This window comes from Inquilinus sp. YAF38, assembly GCF_052113205.1.
In the GTDB taxonomy this organism is placed as follows: domain Bacteria; phylum Pseudomonadota; class Alphaproteobacteria; order DSM-16000; family Inquilinaceae; genus Inquilinus.
This window is the reverse complement of the sequence record NZ_JBFRCU010000015.1, coordinates 50,039-70,932: the sequence shown is the minus strand read 5'-3', so window position 1 is coordinate 70,932 and position 20,894 is coordinate 50,039. Positions and strand designations below refer to the sequence as shown.

Genomic DNA, 20,894 nt, shown 5'->3' with positions numbered 1-20,894 from the left:
GGGAACCTCCTGCGCTTGCGGGTGTCGCGGTCGCCGATGGTGGGCGCCTCAGGCCGGCCACCGGTAGTCCGCGCGTCTCGAATCATTCGGTCGCGCGTCTCAGCGTCACGCGGCCGGGGTCGTCCCCATCGATGCGCGCCAGTCGCTCGGCCCCAGGCCGAAGCGGCGCTTGAATGCCTTGCCGAAGGCCGACAGGTCGGTGTAGCCGCAATCGAAGGCGATCAGCCCGATCGGCCGGTCCGGCTGGGTCTCGATCAGCCGTCGGGCCCGGCGCAGCCGGACCTCGCGCAGGTCGCCGGCCACCGTACGGTCCCGCGTCGCGAACAGGCGATAGAGAGGTGCAATTGGTCATCTCGCCCCGGAAATCGACGATCCCCGCACGATCCGGCAGATCGATATAGGATCCGAAGAACAGGTGCCGCCAGTATTCGAGGCGATTTCGGGCCGGGATCGCTGCCGTCGTCGTGTGGCTGAAGGGGGCTAGAACCGGATCCGGCCGGCGCGCGCGCAGATCTGGCTGCTGCATCGCGATCTGATCTCCCTCCTCGCCTCCGACGCGCGGCCTTGTGCCGGCCGGCCCAGGCGACCGCATATCCCACTACTATCGGCACGACGCGATGGTGGAACAACATATTGTATTTGATTAACAATTTAGAATAATTTGCCGGGCCGGACCCGTGTTTTACGCGGTCGTGGCGAGGTTTGTGCCGGCGGCCAAAGATGCTACCCCTGTCCGCCCGATCCCAAGCTCCCGAGGTCAGGATGAGGCTGTCCGCCCTCCTCTGTGCCGCCGTCTGTGCGCTTGCGGCCGCCATGCCCGCAGCCGCCGGCGACAAGAAGGGCATCGCGATCGGCCAGAAGGACGCCAACGCGGCCGAAACCATCAAGCGGCTCGACGCCCGCTGGTACTACACCTGGAACACCGAGCCGATCGAGCAGGCCGGGTCGGCGCAGTTCGTGCCGATGATCTGGTCGGACGGGGCGAAAGCAGACCGGCAGGTCGCGCAGCTCGGCCGGGACCCGAAGCCCTGCGCGCTGCTGGCCTTCAACGAGCCGGACGGGCGGCGCCAGGCCGACATGTCGGTCGACGAAGCGGTCGGCGCCTGGGACCGGCTCAGGCCCCTCGCCCGCCGCATCGGCAGCCCGGCGGCCGTCAACGCGCTCGGCCCGTGGTTCGAGGGCTTCTCCGCCCGCTTGGCCGAGCAGGGCAAGGACTATGATTTCGTCGCCGTCCACTGGTACGGGGCGCCGTCGGCCAAGAGCTTCCTGCGCAAGATCGACGACATCCACGACACCTACAAAAAGCCGATCTGGATCACCGAATTCGCCGTCTCCGACTGGGCCGCGCGGGACGGCCGCAAGAACCGCTACAGCACCGAGGCGACGGAACGGTTCATGACCACCGTCCTGCCGGAGCTGGAGCGCCGACCTTATGTCGAGCGCTACGCCTGGATGGGCGCCGGCGCCTATCGCGAGGCGACCGTCACCTCGCGGCTGGTCGACGACAGCGGCGCACTGACCGCTCTCGGCCGGATCTACGCGGAATTCGACGGCGATGAGGCCGGATCGGTCACCACCGAGCCGGCCTGCGCGGAGGTCGATTAGGGCCGCCTACAGCACGAAGTCGGCGGCCGCCAGCGCGTAGGCGCCGGTCAGTTGGATGTGGAAGTCGCTGACTTTGTCGCCGTTGACGTCGCCGGCGACCGTAGTGACGCCGCCGACGACGGAGGTTCGCAACTGCCCGGCGACGCCGGTGTAGAGGGCGCCGCCGATGAAGCTGAAGGCTTGGTTGCCCGCCGCCGCGCTGTTCGCGTCGATGGCGAACAGGTCGATGCGGTCGCCCTGGGCATGGCTGAAGTCGGTGATCCGGTCAGCGCCGGCCCCGACCGGGCTGTCGGCCGTGCCGACATAGACGAAGCGGTCGGCCCCCGCGCCGCCGCTCAGCATATCGGCTCCACGGCCACCGACGAGGACGTCGTTGCCGGCCCACCCCTGCAGTCCGTTGGCGCCGGTGGTCCCGGTCATGCTGTCCCAACCCTGGCTGCCGGAGACATTCTCGATCCCGGTCAGCGTGTCGCCCTGCGCCTCGCCGCCGCTGCCCTTGCCGGTGGAGAGATTGACCACGACCCCGGCGGTGCCGGTGTAGTAGCTGGCGGTGTCGATGCCGGCGCCGCCGTCGAGCACATCCGCTCCCCAGCCGCCGCGAAGCACGTCGGCGCCGTTCCAGCCCTGCAGCGTGTTCGCGCCGGCATTCCCGACCAGGCTGTCATTGGCTTGGCTGCCGGAGAGGTTCTCGATCCCGGCCAGCATGTCGCCCTGGGCGTCGCCGCCGGCTCCGGTCCCCGTGACGAGGCTGACCGTGACCCCGGCCGCGCTGTCGTAATAGCTGGCGGTGTCGACGCCCGTGCCGCCGTCGAGCCTGTCGGCCCCCGTGCCGCCGCGGAGCACGTCGCTGCCGGCGCCGCCGCGCAGGTCGTCCTTGCCGGTATCGCCGACCAGGGTGTCGGCGAAGGCGGTGCCGGTGATACGATCGTCGCCGGCGAAGCCGCGCCAGGTGCCGGGGATCACCGCCGTGATGGTGTCATTGCTGCCGGTGCCCTGGCCGAGGACGGTGGCGTAAATGTCCTCCTCGACCAGCGCGCCGCCATGCCAGCTGACGACGATGCCGCCGTCGCGCAGCTTGATCGCGCCGAGGCTGCCCATGTCCTCATAGACGAATTCCGAGATGTAGAAGACATCGCTGGTCGGCCGGCCGGCGGCGTCGTAGGTGCGGCCGTTCGCCCCGTAATAATCGTAGGGGAACTCGCTGACATCGGCCGACCACGCGGCGTAGGTGACCAGGAACCCGCCGCCCGGCAGGCCCACGACCTCGCCGAGATACTGGCCCTCGGGCAAGTCGGTGTTGACCTGCACCGGCCCGGTCAGAGCATGGCCCAGGCTGTCATAGGTCCGAAGCCACACATCGGTGTTGTCGAGATCGTCCGCATCCCGCTTGGTCCAGGCGACGGCGTAGCCGCCGCCCTCCAGGCTGGTGATGCGTGGAAACGAGTTGTCGTCGAGGCCGGTCAGCTCCGACACCAGGCTGCGCGCGCCGACCGCATGGCCCGCGGCGTCGTAGCGCTGGGTGTAGACCTGCCGGCCGTTCAAGCTCTCCGGCTCCTCCCAATAAGCCGCGATGAAGCTGCCATCGGCGCGCGGCAGGATCTGATAGCCGGGGGTCAGATAGCCGCCGGCGAAGGCGAGGCCGGTGTCGACATCGGTGTTGATCAGCACCTCGCCCCCGACCTTTCCGGCCGTGGCGTTGAAGCGCTGGGTGTAGACGTCCCAGTCGGTGCGCAGGTTGGAGGCGGCATAGACCATGCGGAAGCCGCCATCGGGCAGCGCCACCAGCTCCTCGAGCCGTTGGTCGAGCTCGCGGTCCGGGGTGACCTGGACCTGGTCGCCGATGCGCTGCCCGGTCGCCGAGAAGCGCTGCATGAAGATGTTGAAGTCGTTGCTGTCGGCGCCGGTCCGGTCGACCCCGTCCGACTCCCAGGCAACGACGAAGCCGCCATCGGGCAGGCCGACGACCTTGGCGTGCAGCTGCTGGTCGTAATCGTCCATCGGGATGTGGAATTCGGGTGTCAGCGCCCGCCCCTGCGCGTCGAACACCCGGCCATAGACACCGGTGAAGCCGTCGAAGCCGTCATCCTGGTTGCCGTCGTCCCACACCGCGACGAAGCCGCCGCCGGCCAGCGCCGCCGTCGCCGGCTCATCCTGCGAATATTCGGTGTTGGTGTTGAGAATGATATCGTCGGCCATGTGGCCCCCCCTTTTCCTAGCGCCAAACAACTATAGGAACGGAAGGTTGCAGATCCGGGTCAGGACACGCAGTCCAGCAGGTCGCCGAGCTGGCCGATGCGGCGCTGGATGGTGGCGGCGCGGCCGGCAACGTAGCGCGACGGCTTGCCGGCCGACCAGCCGCGCGGGTTCGGCAGCACCGCCGCCAGCAGCGACGCCTCGCGCGCCGAGAGCTGCGAAGCACTCTTGCCGAAATACGCCTGCGAGGCCGCTTCGACGCCGTAGATGCCGGGGCCGAGCTCGACCACGTTGAGATAGACCTCCATGATCCGGCGCTTCGGCCACAGCGCCTCGATCATCACGGTCAGATAGGCCTCGAAGCCCTTGCGGATGAAGGTGCGGCCGTCCCACAGGAAGACGTTCTTCGCCGTCTGGTTCGAGATGGTGCTGCCGCCGCGCAGCCGGCCGACGCCGGACCGGTAGCGGTCCCAGGCCTTCTCCATCGAGTCCCAGTCGAAGCCGTCATGCCGGCAGAACAGATTGTCCTCCGCCGCCACCGCGGCCTTGGCCATCACCGGCGCGATCTCGCTCCAGGCCACCCAGTCGCGGTGCCAGCCCTCGCCCTCGAACAGGCGCAGCACCATCAGCGGCGTCGCCGGCACCGGCAGCACGCGGTAGACGATCGTCAGCGCCAGCGGCGCCAGGACCAGGAGGGCGAACAGGCCGCACAGAATCTTCGACCACCAGCGCCGGCGGCCCCACCAGCGGCCGAGCGCGCCGGGCAAGGCGAGGCGCGGCAGAGGCAGGCGCGGCAGCCGCCAGCGGGACGCCCGGCGCCGTGCCGCCCTTGCCATTCAGCGCAGCCAGCGGTGCAGCCGGGCCGCCGCCTCGGCCATCTCCTCGGTCGCGCCGGCGAAGGAGAAGCGCATCGTCGCGTGGCCGCGCACCGGGTCGAAATCGACCCCCGGCGTCGCCGCCACCCCGGTCTCGGCCAGCATGCGCCGGCAGAACTCGACGCTGTCATTGGTCAAATGGCCGATCTCGGCATAGAGGTAGAAGGCGCCGTCGGCCGGGGCCAGCCGGTCGAAGCCGGCGCGCGGCAGCGCCTCCAGCAGCAGGCTGCGGTTGCGGGCGTAGCGGACGACGTTGCGGTCCAGCTCCTCGCCGCAATCGAAGGCCGCCACCGCTGCGTATTGCGACAGGGTCGGCGGCGAGATGGTGAGGTTCTGCGCCAGGCATTCGACCGGCCGCAGCAGCTCCTCCGGCAGCACCAGCCAGCCCAGGCGCCAGCCGGTCATCGAATAGTATTTCGAGAAGCTGTTGACGATGATGGCGCTGCCGCTGGTCTGCAGCGCCGTGGCCGTGCCCATGCCGTAGGTGATGCCGTGATAGATCTCGTCCGACACCAGCCGGATCGAGCGCGAGTCGCAATAGGCCGTCAGCTCGGCCAGCGCCTCGGGCGACAGCATGGTGCCGGTCGGATTGGCCGGGCTGGCGATGATCAGCCCGTCGAGCTTGCCGCCATGCTTCTCCAGCAACTCCGGCGTCGGCTGGTAGCGGGTGTCCGGCCCGGCCGGGATCTCCACCACCTCGATGCCGAGGGCGGTCAGGATGTTGCGGTAGGCCGGATAGCCCGGCGCTGCCAGCGCCACCCGGTCGCCGACGTCGAACGCGGCCAGGAAGGCCAGCAGGAAGGCGCCGGACGAGCCGGTGGTGACCACCACCTGACCCGGCGTCACCGCGGTGCCGTAGGCCCGGCCGTAATGATCGGCGATGGCCTGGCGCAGCGGCGGGACGCCGAGCGCCACGGTGTAGCCGATCTTGTCGTCGCGCAGCACTGCCTGCGCCGCCGCCAGCACGCCGGCCGGCGCCGGGGTGCTGGGCTGGCCGACCTCGAGATGCAGCACGTCGCCATGGGTCTTCTCGCGCGCCGCGGCGGCGGTCATCACATCCATGACGATGAAAGGCGGCACCTGGCCGCGGCGGGAGATCTTCATGATGAGCGAGCGCTTCGAGGGAAGGACGGGATGCCACCGGGTCGACACAGTCGGCCGATAGCGTGATGATCCATCGCAATGGATCGCCGGCACGGAGGGAGCGGAGCGTTGGGACGGGTCATTCGGATCTTGGTGCTGGCCCTGGCGACGGTCATCGTCGGGCCCCTCGCGGCGGCCCAGGCGCAACGCATTCCGGTGGTCCGCGACGCCGAGATCGAAACTAGCATCCACAAGATGCTGACGCCAATCTTCCGGGCGGGCGGGCTGAACCCGGAGGCGGTGACCATCTTCCTGGTCGATGACGACGACGTGAACGCCTTCGTCGCCGGCGGCCAGAACATCTTCGTCTATTCCGGGCTGATCCTGGAGACCCGCAGCGCCGGCGAGCTGATGGCCGTGCTGGCGCATGAGACCGGCCACATCGCCGGCGGCCATCTGGTGCGCGGGGCGGAGCAGATGGAGCGCAGCCGGCTGATCGCCACCATCGGCTCGCTGCTGGGCGCCGCCGCCGGCGCCGCATCCGGGCGCGGCGATGCCGCCATCGCCGGCGCCATCACCGCCCAGGACATGGTCCGGCAGAACATGGTCAACTTCGCCCGCGGGATCGAGAGTTCGGCCGACCAGGCGGGACTGCGCTTCCTGGCCCAGGCCGGCATCCCGGCAGACGGCATGCTGAGCTTCCTGAAACGCATGCAGGATGCCGAGCTGGCCCACCCGACCGGCTCGGAATACACCCGCACCCACCCGCTGACGCAGGACCGGATCGAGACGGTGCAGGAGGCGGTCGACAAGTCGCCGCTGCGCGGCCACTCCATGCCGCCCGGCTATGACGACATGTTCGCGCGGATCCGGGCCAAGCTGTTCGGCTTCACCGAGCCGCAGAGCGTGGCGCGGATGTATCCGCCGAGCGACACCAGCATCCCGGCGCAATATGCCCGGGCGATCGCCGCCTACCGCAACAACATCTTCGCCGACGCGCTCGGCCGCACTGACGCGCTGATCAAGGCCGAACCGCGCAACCCCTACTATCTCGAGCTGCGCGGCCAGATCCTGCTGGAGACCGGGCGGCTGACCGAGGCCCGGCCCTATTACGAGCGCGCCTTGGCCCTCCTGCCGGGCGAGCCGCTGCTGCTGATCCCGCTGGCCCAGACCAAGATCGACCGCGGCTCGGACGCCGAGCTGCGCAGCGCCATCCGCGACCTGGAGCGGGCCAGCGTCGACCCGGAGCAGACGCCGCCGATCGTCTGGCGGCTGCTCGGCACCGCCTATGGCAAGGTCGGCGACATGGGCAAGGCGTCGCTGGCCCTGGCCGAGGACAACCTGGCCCGCGGCGACAGGCCGAATGCCCGGGCCCAGGTCGACCGGGCGCTGCAGCTGCTGCCGCGCGGCTCGCCCGGCTGGCGCCGGGCCCAGGACCTGCAGCGGCAGGCCGAGGACAAGCCACGCTGAGCGCCGCCTCTGAGCCATGCCGCCGGCGCAGACCGTTGCGGTCGAATGCCGCCGCAGCCGCGGTAACCCTTGATCATCCCGTCGCGAAAGGCGACTAGTGGGACATGTTCCAGCGAAAGGATAACCCGATGGTCCGCTCCAGCCGCCTCGCCAGCCTGGCCGTCCTCGCCGTGCTGGCGGCCGCGCCGCCGTGGGCGTGGGCCCAGGAGAGCGCCGCGCCGGCCCCGGCGCAAAGCACACCGGCGGTCGACCCGGTCCAGAAGGAGGCGATCGAGCAGGTCGTGCGCGACTACATCCGCGCCCATCCGGAGATCGTGGTCGAGGCGCTGGACGCCTATCAGGCCAAGAAGGACGAGGAGGAGCGTTCGGCCCAGGCCAAGACGCTGACCAGCCGGGCCGACGAGCTGTTCCGCAGCGCGTCCTCGCCGGTGATCGGCAACGCCCAGGGCGACGTCACGCTGGTCGAGTTCTTCGACTACCAGTGCGGCTACTGCAAGCGGGCCCAGCCCGACCTGGAGCGGCTGGTGAAGCAGGATGGCGGGCTGAAGGTGGTGCTGAAGGAGTTCCCGATCCTCGGGCCGGCCTCGGTGACCGCGGCCCGCGCCTCGCTGGCGGCGCAGATGCAGGGCAAGTATCTCGACTTCCACACCAAGATGATGGGCCTGAAGGGCCAGCTGACCGACGAGGTGATCTACGACACCGCCAAGCAGGTCGGGCTCGACCTCGACAAGCTGAAGCAGGACATGAACGACCCGGCGGTGGTGGCGGAGCTGCGCGCCAACATGGACCTGGCCCAGGCACTGGGGGTGCAGGGCACGCCGGCCTTCGTCATCAACGACCAGATCATCCCGGGCGCGGTCGGCTTCGACGCGCTGAAGAGCCAGATCGACAAGGACCGGGCGGGCTGAGAGAGACCGTCGCAAATGCTACTGGTGCGGCCGTCTGATGGCGGCCTCGAAGCTTCCGGTGCTCACGGACTATAACGTCCGCTGCGCGCCGGGTCTCGAAACCACCACCAGCCGACTCACACCAGCGCATTTCCGAACGGTCTCTCAGGCCGGCGGCGGGACGAGGATCCGCCGTCAGGCGAGTTGGACGTCGGTCTGCGCGAAATCCGCGCCCTTGCACAAGATGGGAGCGCGATGGGTGGTTGCGCACGCATAGGCGAAGCAATCACCCATGTTCAGCTGCGCCGGATGCCCTCTCCCCTTGCCATAGCGATCGAAGGCCTTCAGCGCCGCCGATGCTTCCTGGGCGCTGATCCCGACGACATCAACCTTCGCCATCGCGAGGAACTCCCGGACATCGGTCTCGGCCTCGGCAACGCTGGCATGGCGCTTTCGGCAGATCCCGAGCACCGCTTCGAACACCGCGATCGCCGAGGTGATCGGCTGCCGCGCTGCCCCCAGGCGGTCGGCCAGAGCGTCGGCGTCGGCCTCGCGGGTGAGGATGGCGACGATGGCAGAAGCATCGACGAACATCAGAGGTCGTCGCTCAGCTCGTCGTAGAACGCCTTGTCCGCCTCGAGCCCGGTCGCCGGCCGGGCGGCGATGCGGTGCTGCAGCGGCCGCAATCGCTCGCGCAGGGGAACGGCCTCGTCTTCGCGACGCAGCTCGTTCTCGACCGCCAGGCGCACGGCCTCGGTGAGGCCGAGGCCTTTCCGTTTGGCGAGCTTCCGGACCAGCCTGTCCGTGAGCTCATCCCGGATGCTGAGCGGCATCGCGATCTCCTCGTATATACGTCACGATATGAATATCATGACATATATACAACCGGCACGATAGATCCATCAGGCCTCTACGGCCTGCGGCGGTCGACGGCAGGCGTTTCCTCCTCATCGATGAGGTCGAGGCGGGACTCCAGCTCGCGGATGGCGCTGCGCTGGGTCAGGACCTGGACGCCGAGCCAGATCATGGCGGCGATCATCAGCAGGAACACGATCGGGTCTATCATGAACGTCTCCTCGCGCTGAGACGGATGGGGGAAATGCGAGGGTCAGGCGGCAGTGCCGCCGAGCGCCCGCAGGATGGCGCCGGCGATCTCCGGCGCGCGGTCGGCCAGGCCGCCATCGAGCCGGCCGTAGAGCAGGAACACCGCCGGCTGCAGCACGCAACCAAAGGCGATGGCGGTGGCCAGCCGGGGGTCGGCGATGGTCACCGCGCCCTCACGGATGCCGTCGGCGATGACGGCGCCGATGACGTCGCCCGGGTTGGGCTCGCCCAGCGCGAAGCCGGGCAGAGCCCGGTGCTGGACGATCAGCAGGAAGCGGAACAGCGACGGGTCGCGGTCGTGCAGCCGGCAGCAGGCCTCGACCATCGCCCGCATCCGCGCGGCGAAGCCGGTCAACCCGTCCTGCGCCGCATGGACCTGGCGGCCGAGCTCGACATAGCGGTCGGCGAACAGGCCGGCCACGAACTCGTCCTTTGAGGTCAGGTGGCGATACAGCGCCGCCTCGGTGACGCCGACCGCGGCGGCGATGTCGCGCACCGAGGTGCCCTCGACACCGCGCTCGGCGAACAGGCGGATCGCCGCCTCCTCCATCCGCGCCTTGGTGTCCCTGCCCTTGCCGGCCATGCTGCGACTCAAGAAGTTAGTAATCGTTAACTAACTTAAGGCGAGCACGGCGGGGCTGTCAATGCCCTGCCTGGACGCCTTCGGAACTCCCCATTCGTCATTGCGAGCGCAGCGAAGCAATCCAGGGGCCGCACGCAACGGCCCCTGGATTGCTTCGTCGGCTTCGCCTCCTCGCAATGACGGCAACGGTGTGCATTTTCGTGGCCGGCGCCGGCTACTCCTTCACGGCGCCGGTCATGCTGGAGACGTAGTGCTCGACGAAAAAAGAGTAGAGCAGCACCACGGGCAGCGAGCCCAGCAGGGCGCCGGCCATCAGGGCGCCCCATTGATACGTGTCGCCCTGGACCAGCTCGGTCAGGACCCCGACCGGCACGGTCTTGCGCTCGGAATCCGAGATGAAGGTCAGGGCGTAGATGAACTCGTTCCAGGACAGGGTGAAGGCGAAGATCCCGGCCGAGATCAGCCCGGGTACGGCCAGCGGCAGGGTGATCCGGCGCAGGATCTGCAGCCGCGAGGCGCCGTCGATGATGGCGCATTCCTCCAGCTCGAACGGGATCGAGCGGAAATAGCCCATCAGCAGCCAGGTGCAGAACGGCACCAGGAAGGTCGGGTAGGTCAGGATCAGCGCCCATTGGCTGTTCAGGAGGCCGAGCTGGCCGAGCTGGACCGCCAGCGGGATGAACAGGATCGAGGGCGGCACCAGATAGGCCAGGAAGATGGCGAGGCCGACCCAGCGCGCCCCGGTGAAACGCAGCCGCTCGATCGCATAGGCGGCGAGGACCGAGCATACAAGCGCCAGTGTGGTCGACCCGACCGCGATCACCATCGTGTTCCATAGCCACGCCGGATACGAGGTCTCGAACAGCAGGAACCGGATGTGCCGCAGCGTCGGCTCGGCCACCCAGAGCGGGTTGAAATCCTTGTAGTTGTAGAGCTCGGCATTCGATTTGATCGAGGTGATCCCCATCCAGTAGAACGGGAACAGCAGCACGAAGACGAACACCGCGAGCGGCAGGTAGACCGTCACCACCCGGCGCGGCAGCCGCTCCAGATAGCCCATGCCGCCTTCGTCGCCGACGACATCGCTCTTGATCGCCATCAGTCGCGTCCCCCCTGCTGCCAGCGCTGCCGCTGCAGGCCGAAATAGCTGAACATCACCGCCGCCAGCAGGAATGGGATCATCGCCGAGGCGATCGCCGCCCCCTCCCCCAACTGGCCGCCGGGAATGGCGCGCTGGAACGACAGGGTCGCCATCAGATGGGTGGCGTTCAGCGGCCCGCCGCGGGTCAGCACATAGATCAGCTGGAAGTCGGTGAAGGTGAACAACACCGAGAAGGTCATCACCACCGCGATGATCGGCGACAGCATTGGCAGGGTGATCCAGCGGAAGCGCTGCCAGTTGCTGGCGCCGTCCAGCACCGCCGCCTCGTACAGCGACTGCGGGATGGTCTGCAGCCCGGCCAGCAGCGTGATGGCGACGAAGGGGATGCCGCGCCAGATGTTGGCGGCGATCACCGAGGCCCGGGCGTTGGCGACGTCGCCGAGGAAGTTGATCGGCGTGTCGATCAGCCCGAGCTTGATCAGGGCCCAGGAGATCACCGAGAACTGGGCGTCGAAGATCCACCAGAAGGCGATGCCGGATAGCACGGTCGGCACCACCCAGGGCAGCAGCACGATGGCGCGCAGAAAGGCCTTGAACGGCAGGTGCCGGTTCAGCAGCAGCGCCAGCCACAGGCCGAGCACGAATTTGAAGATGCTGGCGACGGTCGTGTAGAGGATGGTGTTGAACACCGCCAGCCAGAAGATCGGGTCCTCGTACAGGAACTCATAGTTCTCGATGCCGATCCAGATGCCGGGCCGGCCGAGGCGGGTGTCGGTGAAGCCGAGCCAGAGGCCGAGGCCGAGCGGATAGGTCAGGAACAGCAGCAGGACCACCGCGGCCGGCAGCAGGAAGGCCAGCCCCAGCGCGTTGCGGCTCTCCATCATCCGCGCCATCCACGACGCGGTCGGGGGCGGCGATCTTCGCTGCGCGATCGTCGACATCTGTCCTCCACTCATGCGGCAGCATTCCGCGCGCTACCGGCGCGGGACCGCCGGATCCAATCCTTTGACGGTGTCGAGCCCGGTGACGCCGGTCAGGATCGCCTGGCCGAAATCCGCCCCGGTGGCGTCGGCGCCGGTGAGATCCGCCCCGGTGAGATCGGCGCCGGAGAAGTCGGCATGCAGCAGGCTGGCCCCGGTGAAGCGCACGCCCTGCAGCTTGGCGAAGCGGAACCAGGCGCGTCCGAGATCGGCCCGGGTGAAATTGGCGCCCTCCAGCCTGGCGCTCGAGAAGTCGGCCCGCATGATCCCCATCGACTGATTGCGCATGTCGACCGCCAGCCTGGCGTCGGTGAAGTCGGCGCCGCGCAGGTCGAAGCCACCGAAACGTGAGATCACCCGCGCGCCGACGAACTTCGTCCGGAGGAAGACCGGGGCCTCGGCCGCGTTGGTCTGCATGCCCGAGGCCACGACCAGCCCCTGGACATTGGCGCCGGACAGGTCGGCCTCGGTGAGGTTCGCCCGGATCACCCAGGCGAGGCCGAGATTGGCGCCGGTCAGGTCGGCCCCGGTCAGATTGCTGTCCTCGAACTTGACCGCGAACAGATCGGCGCCGGCGAAGTTCGCGCCCGACAGGTCGAGCCCGCTGAGATCGACCTTCTGCAGCGACTTGCCGGAGAAATCGGCCGGCGCGGCCGGGGAGGCACGGGACAGCGTCGCGACCACCTGGTCCCGCGTCAGATCGGCGCTCCACCCCGGCGCGGCCAGGGCGGCGAACATCACCGCCAGCACGATCCGTGCGCCGAACACCATGCCCCTCCCCGGCCGGCCGGTCACATCGCGGCCGACAGCTTACACCCGATAGTACCGCTCGGCCCGCTTCTGGGCCCGCGCCGCCGCTTCCTCCGGCGTGCGCTGGCCGGTGGCGGCCTCGGCGACCATGTTGACGACGATGTAGTCCGCCATCGCCGCCGCCGACGCATAGCCCAGCGGGCCGGCATAGCCGTTCGGGCGCAGCCGCTCCGACGCGCCGGCATAGGCGGCGTGGTTCGGATCCTCCTTCCACACCGGGTGGTCGGCATAGCCCTTCAGCGGCTGGCAGCAATAGCCGCTCGCCGCCTCCATCCAGGGGAAGAACTGCTCCTTCTCCCACATGAAGCGCAGGTACTCCTTCGCCGCGTTCGGGTACTTGGTATAGTTGAACACGATCGCCGAGGTGGTCTGGCACAGCTCGACCGGCTTGCCGACCGGCCCGACCGGCAGCTGGACGCAGCGGATGTCCTTGGCCATCTCCTTCAGATTGTCGTCTTTCTTGGCGGCATAGTAGAGCGACACGCCGTTCGCGGTCAGGCTGACCTCGCCGGACAGGAAGGCCCGGTTGTTGTTGCTGTCAAGCCAGGCCTCGGTGCCGGGGATGAAGGTCTTGTACAGCTCGGCCGCATATTTCAGCCCGGCGATCGTCTCCGGGCTGTTGATGACGACGTTGCCCTGCTCGTCGACCATCTTGCCGCCATGGCTCCACATGATCCAATGGCCGAAATTGTTGCCGTCGCCGACCGCGTTGCCGAGGGTGAAGCCGGGCGGGTGGCCGTTCTCCTTCAGCTTGCGGCATAGCGCCAGAAAGCCGTCGGTGTCCTTCGGGAACTCGGCGAAGCCGGCTTCCTTGACCCAGCTCTCGCGATAGCAGATGGCGTTGCCGATCGCGGCCAGCGGCAGGCCGATGAACTTGCCGTCGCGCTGGGCATAGCCCTGCAGCCCCTCGTACCAGCCGCCGTATTTGTTGCCGAGATAGTTGGCCAGCTCGGAGACGTCGAGCAGCTTGTCGGGATACAGCTGGGCGTCGTCGAACCAGACCAGCACGATGTCGGGCCCGCTGCCGACATTGGCGGCCACCGCCGCCTTCGGCCGGATGTCCTCCCAGCCCTCGCTGTCGACCCGCACCGGGACGCCATATTTGTCGCTGAACGCCTTGGTGTTGGCCAGCCACTGGGTCTCGTCGCCCTGGACGAACTTGGCCCAGCGCAGCACCCGCAGCGTCGCGCCGGATTCCGGGGTATAGGACAGGTCCTGGGCGTAGGCGGGCCGGACCAGGCCGGGGGTGCCGAGCGCGCCGGCAGCCGCCAGCCCCGCCCCGGTCTTCAGAACGTCGCGCCGCGTGAAATCAGCCATGTTTCCTCTCCCATCTGTCTTTGCTTGAAAATCGTGTCTGAAAGCCGCCACCCGTCAGAGGCGGCGTTCGGTCTCCGCGTCGAACAGGTGGATGCGCGCCGCGTCGGGCAGCAGCCGGATGGTGTCGCCGGGGCCGAAGCTCTGGCGCTCGTTGAACATGGCGCAGATCTCCTGCCCCGCCATGCGGCCATAGACGAAGGTGTCGTCGCCGGTCGGCTCCATCACCTCGACCTGGGCCGGCAGCCCGGACCCGTCGGCGGCGACGCGCAGATGCGACGGCCGCACGCCGTAGCGCACGCGCTTCCCGGCCTCGACCTTCGCGCCCGGCGGCAGCGGCAGCAGCGTGCCGTCGCCGGCGCGGACGCCGCCATCGGTCACCGTGCCGTCGATGAAGTTCATCGCCGGCGAGCCGATGAAGCCGGCGACGAAGACATTGGCCGGGTGGTCGTAGAGATGCAGCGGCGCGCCCGACTGCTCGACCCGCCCGTCGCGCATCACCACGATCTGGTCGGCCATGGTCATGGCCTCCACCTGGTCGTGGGTGACGTAGATCGAGGTGGTCTTCAGCCGCTGGTGGAGCAGCTTGATCTCGGTGCGCATCTGCACCCGCAGCTTGGCGTCGAGATTCGACAGCGGCTCGTCGAACAGGAACACCTGCGGATCGCGCACGATGGCGCGACCCATGGCGACGCGCTGGCGCTGGCCGCCGGACAGCTGCCGCGGATAACGGTCGAGCAGCGCCGACAGGCCGAGGATGGCGGCGGCGTCGCCGACCAGCCGGTCGATCTCGGCCTTGTCGGTCTTGGCCAGCATCAGGGCGAAGGCCATGTTGTCCCGCACCGTCATGTGCGGATAGAGCGCGTAGTTCTGGAACACCATGGCGATATCCCGCTCCTTCGGCGCGACATCGTTGATGCGGCGGCCGGAAATCGAGATGTCGCCGCCGGTGATCCGCTCCAGCCCCGCGATCATGCGCAGTAGCGTGGACTTGCCACAGCCGGAGGGGCCGACCAGCGCCACGAATTCGTGGTCGCCGATCTCGATGTCGACGCCATGGATGATCGGAACGGTGCCGAAGCTCTTGGTGACACCACGGATCGAGACCGAGGCCATTCCCCCTCCCTATTGAGCGATGCCGGAAGCGACATGGCCGCCGATCGTTGCCGCAGAGGGTAGCGGATGGTCCCGATCGGTCAAACGGTTTTGGGAGTTTGATCGTACGAATCTGTTACCGGTATCAGCCGGCCATCCAAACTGTCATGCCCGGGCTCGACCCGGGCATCCAGAGGCTGTCGAGACCCTCTGGATTGCCGGGTCAAGCCCAGTGCTGTCCGGTTAAGCTTTTCGGGTTGCAGATCTAGGCGCTGACTTAAATTTTTATTGTCATTGCCGGGCTTGACCCGGCAATCCAGGGGCCATCGAGAACTGCTTTGAAAGCCCCTGGATCCTCGGGTCAAGCCCGAGGATGACAATGAAATAGAATGCCGGCCTAGGATAGACACGCTGTGGTTGCGATTTTTCGTTAACCGGACAGCCGTGGGTCAAGCCCGGCAATCACAGGAAGGGGTCAGTGGCGGCTCGGCAGGAAATCCTCAATGTAGTCCTCGACCACACGGTCGATACTCTCGTCGATCGGCAGGCCCAGGGCCTTGGCGCGGTCCCAGGAGGCGTCGGTGGCCCAGCCGTCGACGATCGCCTGGATCACCGGGTCAGGCTTGGTCGTGATCGGTCCCAGCTTGATCTGGTACTTCTCGGCCACCCGCTTCACCGCGGCCACCATGTCCTCGACCGTGTAGGCGCGGCTGGGCAGGTTGACGGCGCGGTCGTCGCCCAGGGCCGCGGCCGGCGCCTCGTGCAGGCCGATGAAGCTGGCGACGCAGTTGCGGTAGCCCAGCATCGGCAGTTGCGCCCGGGTTACCGGCAGCACGCATTCGACGCCGTTCAGCGGCTCGCGGAACACGCCGGAGCAGAAGCTGGAGGCAGCGGAGTTCGCCTTGCCGGGCCGCACGAAGATGGTCGGCAGCCGGGCCGAGCGGCCGTCGAAGAAGCCCTTGCGGCTGTAGTCGTTGATCAAGAGCTCGGTGATCGTCTTGGTGACGCCATAGGTGGTCTGGCTGGTCTGCTTGGTGGCGTCGGTCACCGTCTTCGGCATCACCGCGCCGCCGAACACGGCGATCGAGCTGGCGGCGACCAGGCGCTGCGCCCCGCCCGCCCGCGCCCGCAGCGCCTCGAACACGTTCAGCCCGCCGTCGAGATTGACCCGCAGCGCCAGGTCGAAATCCTTCTCGCCGCCGCCCGACAGGATCGAGGCGAGGTGGAACACCGAGATGTCGTCCCGGTCGACCAGGCCGAACACGGTGGCGCGGTCGGAGATGTCGCCGGTGACGATCGACACCCGGTCGTCGAGCCCGTCCGGCCGCTCATCCGGCGCCGCCATGTCGAACAGGGTGATCGCGTCGATCGGCTCCTGCTGGCCGGAGATCCCGGTCAGCGTGCCCCGCTTCAGCAGCGCCCGGGCGAGATTCAGCCCGACGAAACCGAGACCACCGGTGATGACGACCTTCATCCTGCGTTTCCCCTGAACCCGCCGCCGTCGAGCGGCGGCCGTATTGTACGACTTAAATGGTTTAGGCCGGCCTCGCCCCGACGGCAAGAAAAAGGGGCGCCCGGCCGGGGGCGCCCCATGGTCGAGGCGGTCCGCGTCAGGCCTGCTTGACCCCGCCGACGGCGACGCCGGCAGTCTCGCCCACCGCCTGCTCGGCGGCCGCGATCTCGGCCTGGCGTTGACGGATGATGTCACCGATCGGCGGGCCCTTGAACCGCTGGCGCTCCATGCCGAACCAGACCAAGGCGGTGATGACCAGGAAGCCGAGCGTGATCCACAGCGCCTTGTCATTCGGCGGCTGCACCCCGATGACGAAGATCAGGATCACCGACAGCACGCACAGCAGCGCCACCAGCCGGTAGGCGCCGCCCAGCGTCCACGGCCCCATCTGGGTCCAGGTCCGGCCATAGGCGATGGCGCCGAGCGCGATCGGCAGGCCATAGGAGATGAACAGGAAGATCACCGTGACCGACACCACCGTCGTATAGACCGGCGTGTAGACGGTGAAGATCACGGCCAGGATGGCGCCGGTCCAGATCGCGGCAACCGGGGTACGGAAGGTCGGGCTGACCTTGCGCAGCGAGGCCGAGGCCGGCAGGCCGCCGTCGCGGGCGAAGGCGAAGATCATCCGCGACACGGAGGTCACGGTCGCCAGGCCGCACAGATACTGGCTAATGGCGATGCCGACATAGAGCACGAACTTCAGCCCGGCCGGCAGCACGGCGTCCGAGGTCCAGAAGAACACGTTCCAGCCCTGGGCCGCGGCCTCGTCCATGCTCGGGATCGCCAGCACGAAGGCGACCAGCATGGCGTAGCCGAACACCGCGGACAGCACCACCGATCGCACCATCGACCGCGGCACGTTGTAGGAGGCCCGCACCGTCTCCTCCGAGGTGTGGGCCGAGGCGTCGAAGCCGGTGATCGTGTAGATCGGCAGCAGCAGGCCGAGCAAAAACACCATCAGCAGGCTGCTGTGCTGCGGCCAGACGTCGCCGCCGGCCGCGCCGCTGTAATTGGTGAAGGTCCACAGCCGCGAGATGTCGATCGCCGGGGCATAGGCCAGGAAGGCGATGGTCAGCGCGATCGCGACCAGGAAGATCAGATAGCCGCTGAGGTCGGTCAGCAAGGTGGTGACCCGGATGCCGAGATGGTTCAGCAGCGCCTGGCTGCCGGTCAGCAGCGCCAGGAAGATCACCTGATGCCAGAACGTGCCCTCGAGGCCGAGCTGGGTGCCAAAGGCGCCGACCACGAACAGGAAGGTGCCGACATTGATCGCGCCGAGCACGGTGATCAGGCCGAGCAGGTTGAACCAGGCCGTGACCCAGCCAAGCGCCCGTCCGCCGAGGATCGAGCCCCAATGGTAGAGGCCGCCGGCGGTCGGATAGGCCGAGGCGATCTGGCCCATGCCGAGGGCGAAGACCAGCGAGACCAGGCAGCCGAGCGGCCAGCCGATCCCGATCGCGGCGCCGCCGACGCCGCCGATCGCCTGCCCGAGCGAATTGATGCCGCCGGACAGAATGCAGATGATCGAAAAGGAAATGGCGAAGTTGGAGAAGCCGCTCATCCGCCGCAGCAGCTCCTGGGCATAGCCCATGCCGTGCAGGATCTTCACGTCCTCCGCAATGTCGTGCTCGCCGCCCGAACGATGACCGTCCTGGGACATGATGTGCACCCCCTGTTTGCCGGTTCCGGACTGCTTCTTAGAGCGCTCCCTGCACCGCGAACCAGGCGGGATATGGGCCGGCCCGGATTCGGCAGAAACTGTCTCACCGAACCACAGGCCCGGCAAGCATGTTGCGCAGCCGGACGGTCGCCGCGACCGGCGAGGGACCGGCGTCACTTGCCGCCGCTTCGTTCGGCATGCTCTGAATAGATCCGCATCGACCCGCCAGAGAAGCCAAGCGGCGGGCGACAGGAAACGGGAGACTTCAAGGATCATGGCGCAACCCTCAACCCGGGCCGCAAGCCCCCGCTCTGCCGCGCCCGCGGCCCGCTTCACCGCCGACGACGCCCGCAAGCTGGTGCAGGAGGGGGGGTACAACCACGTCAAGGTGGCGCTGACCGATGTCGACGGCATCCTGCGCGGCAAGTACATGTCGCGGGAGAAGTTCTTCTCGTCGCTGGAGAAGGGCTTCGCCTTCTGCGACGTGATCGTCGGCTGGGACAGCCACGACCAGCTCTACGACAACGCCCGCTACACCGGCTGGCACACCGCCTATCCGGACGCGCCGGTGCGCGTCCTGCCGGAGACGATGCGCCGCCTGCCGTTCGAGAACGATCTGCCCTTCTTCCTGTGCGAATTGGCCGACCAGGCCGAGGCGGTGTGCCCGCGCGCGCTGCTGCGCCGGATGCTGGACAAGGCCGCCGACATGGGCTTCGGCCTGAAGGCGGCCTTCGAATACGAGTTCTTCCTGTTCGACGAGACGCCGCATTCGGTGCGCGAGAAGCACTACCGCAACCTGACCAGCCTGACGCCGGGCTTCTTCGGCTATTCGGTGCTGCGCAACACCGTGTGGTCGGACCTGTACCACGAGCTGCTCGGCACCATGCAGGCGCTGGATTGCGAGATCGAGGGGCTGCACACCGAGACCGGGCCGGGCGTGCTGGAGGCGGCGATCGCGGTCGATGAGGGCCTGGCCGCCGCCGACAAGGCGACGCTGTTCCGCACCTTCACCAAGGTGATCGCCCAGCGCAACAACCTGATGGCCACCTTCATGTCGAAGTGGTCGAACGAGGTGCCGGGGCAGAGCGGTCACATCCACATGTCGATGGTCGACAGCAAGGGCAAGCCGGTCTTCCAGGACCCGAAGGACCCGCACGGGATGAGCGCCGTCATGCGCCATTTCGTGGCCGGCCAGCAGGCGCTGATGCCGGAGTTCCTGGCGATGATCGCGCAGACGGTCAACGCCTATTCCCGGCTGGTTCCCGGCTTCTGGGCGCCGACCTCGGCGACCTGGGGGGTGGAGAACCGGACCACGGCGCTGCGCGTGATCCAGGGCGGGCCGAAGAGCCAGCGGGTCGAGTTCCGCATCGCCGCCGCCGACGCCAACCCCTACATCGTCCTGGCCGCCGCGCTCGGCGCCGGGCTGTGGGGTATCGAGCACAAGCTGGAGCTGGGCGAGCCGGTGAAGGGCAACGCCTATGCGAAGACCTTCCCGAAAAAGTCGGAGCTGCCGCGCACGCTGTGGGACGCAGCCCAGCGGCTGCGTGCGTCGAAACCCGCGCGCGGGCTGTTCGGCGACGACTGGGTCGAGCACTACGCCGCCACCCGCGAATGGGAGGAGCGCGAATTCCGCAAGCACATCACCGACTGGGAGCTGGCACGGTACTTCGAGATCATCTGAGTCGCTGCACCGGCCCGCAAACCTCACGTGTCATTGCGAGCGCAGCGAAGCAATCCAGGGCCGCTCGCATCGGCCCCTGGATTGCTTCGTCGGCTTCGCCTCCTCGCAATGACGGACCGGGACTGGCGACGCCGTCATTGAGGAGCGTTCCATGGATCTCGGCCTGACCSGAAAGACCGTGCTGGTGACCGGCGGATCGAAGGGCATCGGCCTGGCCTGCGCCAAGGCCTTCCTGGCGGAAGGCGCCAGGGTCGCCATCGTCTCGCGCGCCCAAGCCAATCTCGACCGCGCCGCGGCCGGGCTGCTCGGCGTCGTCGCCATCGCCGCCGACCTGACCGACGCGGCGGCGGCGCTGTCCGCCGTAGAGGCGGCGGAGCGTCAGCTCGGCCCGATCGACGTGCTGGTCAACTCGGCCGGCGCTGCCCGACGCACCCCGGCGGATGAGCTGACCCCCGCGGCCTACAAGGCGGCGATGGACGCCAAGTTCTTCTCCTACATCAACGTCATCGACCCGGTGGTGAAGCGCATGGCCGCGCGCGGCACCGGCGTCGTCGTCAACGTCATCGGCAATGGCGGCAAGGTGCCGTCGACGGTCCACATCGCCGGCGGCGCCGCCAATGCCGCGCTGATGCTGGCCACCGCCGGCCTCGCCCTCGCCTATGCCGGCAAAGGCGTCCGCGTCGTCGGCCTCAACCCCGGACTGACCGAGACCGAGCGGGTGGCCGAAGGGCTGCAGGCCGAGACCCGCCTGCACGGCATCACCCTGGAGGAGGCGCGGCAGCGCGCGGTGTCGCGCATTCCGCTCGGCCGCGGGGCGCAGCCGGAGGAGATCGCCGACGCCGTGCTGTTCCTGGCCTCGGCCAAGGCGGCGTACATCACCGGCGTCAACATCAGCATGGACGGGCTGCAGAGCCCCGTGGTCGTGTAGCGGGCCGC

The 20,894-nt window shown here is 68.2% G+C and carries 20 protein-coding genes; 5 read left to right on the top strand and 15 right to left on the bottom strand.

The genetic code is table 11. The annotated features are described in order from the left end of the window. Positions 1-105: 105 nt before the first annotated feature. Positions 106-327 (bottom strand): helix-turn-helix domain-containing protein, encoded by a 222-nt coding sequence (locus AB4Z01_RS09550; protein ID WP_441692786.1) that lies wholly within the window; start codon positions 325-327, stop codon positions 106-108. A gap of 486 nt (positions 328-813) precedes the next feature. Here AB4Z01_RS09550 and AB4Z01_RS09545 point away from each other — a divergent pair, with 486 nt between their 5' ends. Beyond that, positions 814-1,605 carry a glycosyl hydrolase gene (locus tag AB4Z01_RS09545; RefSeq protein WP_441692728.1) on the top strand — a complete coding sequence of 264 codons (792 nt, stop codon included), beginning with the start codon at positions 814-816 and terminating at the stop codon, positions 1,603-1,605. Between the two features lie 6 nt (positions 1,606-1,611). On the opposite strand, the gene AB4Z01_RS09540 is transcribed toward AB4Z01_RS09545, so the two are convergent. From AB4Z01_RS09540 to AB4Z01_RS09530, 3 genes are read right to left on the bottom strand one after another with little or no spacing between them, the layout of a single operon-like run. Beyond that, positions 1,612-3,801, bottom strand: a complete 2,190-nt coding sequence (locus AB4Z01_RS09540) for a calcium-binding protein (protein ID WP_441692726.1) — start codon at positions 3,799-3,801, stop codon at positions 1,612-1,614. A 59-nt stretch (positions 3,802-3,860) separates the two neighbouring features. Continuing rightward, positions 3,861-4,634 (bottom strand): monofunctional biosynthetic peptidoglycan transglycosylase, encoded by a 774-nt coding sequence (gene mtgA, locus AB4Z01_RS09535; RefSeq protein ID WP_441692724.1) that lies wholly within the window; start codon positions 4,632-4,634, stop codon positions 3,861-3,863. After that, on the bottom strand, positions 4,635-5,777 hold the full coding sequence (locus tag AB4Z01_RS09530; RefSeq protein WP_441692722.1) for an aminotransferase class I/II-fold pyridoxal phosphate-dependent enzyme: 1,143 nt from the start codon (positions 5,775-5,777) through the stop codon (positions 4,635-4,637). A 108-nt stretch (positions 5,778-5,885) separates the two neighbouring features. Here AB4Z01_RS09530 and AB4Z01_RS09525 point away from each other — a divergent pair, with 108 nt between their 5' ends. Both AB4Z01_RS09525 and AB4Z01_RS09520 read left to right on the top strand, forming a co-directional pair. Further along, the gene (locus AB4Z01_RS09525) at positions 5,886-7,226 is read left to right on the top strand and encodes a M48 family metalloprotease (RefSeq protein WP_441692720.1); all 1,341 of its coding nucleotides are present in this window, start codon (positions 5,886-5,888) and stop codon (positions 7,224-7,226) included. A 128-nt stretch (positions 7,227-7,354) separates the two neighbouring features. After that, positions 7,355-8,134, top strand: coding sequence for a DsbA family protein (locus AB4Z01_RS09520; protein WP_441692718.1), 780 nt, complete (start codon positions 7,355-7,357; stop codon positions 8,132-8,134). A 174-nt stretch (positions 8,135-8,308) separates the two neighbouring features. Here the strand turns inward: AB4Z01_RS09520 and AB4Z01_RS09515 are convergent, their stop codons facing one another. From AB4Z01_RS09515 to AB4Z01_RS09465, 11 genes are all read right to left on the bottom strand, one after another. After that, positions 8,309-8,707: a type II toxin-antitoxin system VapC family toxin gene (locus AB4Z01_RS09515; protein ID WP_441692716.1), complete on the bottom strand. Its 399-nt coding sequence runs from the start codon at positions 8,705-8,707 to the stop codon at positions 8,309-8,311. Continuing rightward, positions 8,707-8,946: a type II toxin-antitoxin system VapB family antitoxin gene (locus tag AB4Z01_RS09510; protein ID WP_441692715.1), complete on the bottom strand. Its 240-nt coding sequence runs from the start codon at positions 8,944-8,946 to the stop codon at positions 8,707-8,709. The genes AB4Z01_RS09515 and AB4Z01_RS09510 overlap by 1 nt, the downstream gene beginning before the upstream one ends. Positions 8,947-9,023: 77 nt before the next feature. Further along, a complete protein-coding gene (locus AB4Z01_RS09505; protein WP_441692713.1) occupies positions 9,024-9,179 on the bottom strand; it encodes a hypothetical protein in 156 nt (51 codons plus the stop codon). Between the two features lie 42 nt (positions 9,180-9,221). Continuing rightward, a complete protein-coding gene (locus AB4Z01_RS09500) occupies positions 9,222-9,800 on the bottom strand; it encodes a TetR/AcrR family transcriptional regulator (protein WP_441692712.1) in 579 nt (192 codons plus the stop codon). Positions 9,801-10,014: 214 nt separating this feature from the next. Beyond that, entirely contained in the window at positions 10,015-10,899 is an 885-nt protein-coding gene (locus tag AB4Z01_RS09495) for a carbohydrate ABC transporter permease (protein ID WP_441692711.1), read from the bottom strand. After that, on the bottom strand, positions 10,899-11,786 hold the full coding sequence (locus tag AB4Z01_RS09490) for a carbohydrate ABC transporter permease (RefSeq protein WP_441692709.1): 888 nt from the start codon (positions 11,784-11,786) through the stop codon (positions 10,899-10,901). The genes AB4Z01_RS09495 and AB4Z01_RS09490 overlap by 1 nt, the downstream gene beginning before the upstream one ends. A 90-nt stretch (positions 11,787-11,876) precedes the next feature. After that, entirely contained in the window at positions 11,877-12,653 is a 777-nt protein-coding gene (locus AB4Z01_RS09485; protein WP_441692707.1) for a pentapeptide repeat-containing protein, read from the bottom strand. A gap of 39 nt (positions 12,654-12,692) precedes the next feature. After that, a complete protein-coding gene (locus AB4Z01_RS09480) occupies positions 12,693-14,009 on the bottom strand; it encodes an ABC transporter substrate-binding protein (protein ID WP_441692705.1) in 1,317 nt (438 codons plus the stop codon). 54 nt (positions 14,010-14,063) lie between these two features. After that, positions 14,064-15,122: an ABC transporter ATP-binding protein gene (locus AB4Z01_RS09475; protein ID WP_441692704.1), complete on the bottom strand. Its 1,059-nt coding sequence runs from the start codon at positions 15,120-15,122 to the stop codon at positions 14,064-14,066. Between the two features lie 454 nt (positions 15,123-15,576). Further along, on the bottom strand, positions 15,577-16,575 hold the full coding sequence (gene denD / locus AB4Z01_RS09470; protein ID WP_441692702.1) for a D-erythronate dehydrogenase: 999 nt from the start codon (positions 16,573-16,575) through the stop codon (positions 15,577-15,579). 136 nt (positions 16,576-16,711) lie between these two features. Then, complete coding sequence (locus AB4Z01_RS09465) at positions 16,712-18,277, bottom strand: amino acid permease (RefSeq protein WP_441692701.1); 1,566 nt, start codon at positions 18,275-18,277, stop codon at positions 16,712-16,714. A gap of 274 nt (positions 18,278-18,551) precedes the next feature. On the opposite strand from AB4Z01_RS09465, the gene AB4Z01_RS09460 reads away from it, so the two are divergent. After that, the gene (locus tag AB4Z01_RS09460; RefSeq protein ID WP_441692699.1) at positions 18,552-19,958 is read left to right on the top strand and encodes a glutamine synthetase family protein; all 1,407 of its coding nucleotides are present in this window, start codon (positions 18,552-18,554) and stop codon (positions 19,956-19,958) included. Between the two features lie 151 nt (positions 19,959-20,109). Further along, the gene (locus AB4Z01_RS09455; RefSeq protein ID WP_441692698.1) at positions 20,110-20,886 is read left to right on the top strand and encodes an SDR family NAD(P)-dependent oxidoreductase; all 777 of its coding nucleotides are present in this window, start codon (positions 20,110-20,112) and stop codon (positions 20,884-20,886) included. Positions 20,887-20,894 lie beyond the last annotated feature (8 nt).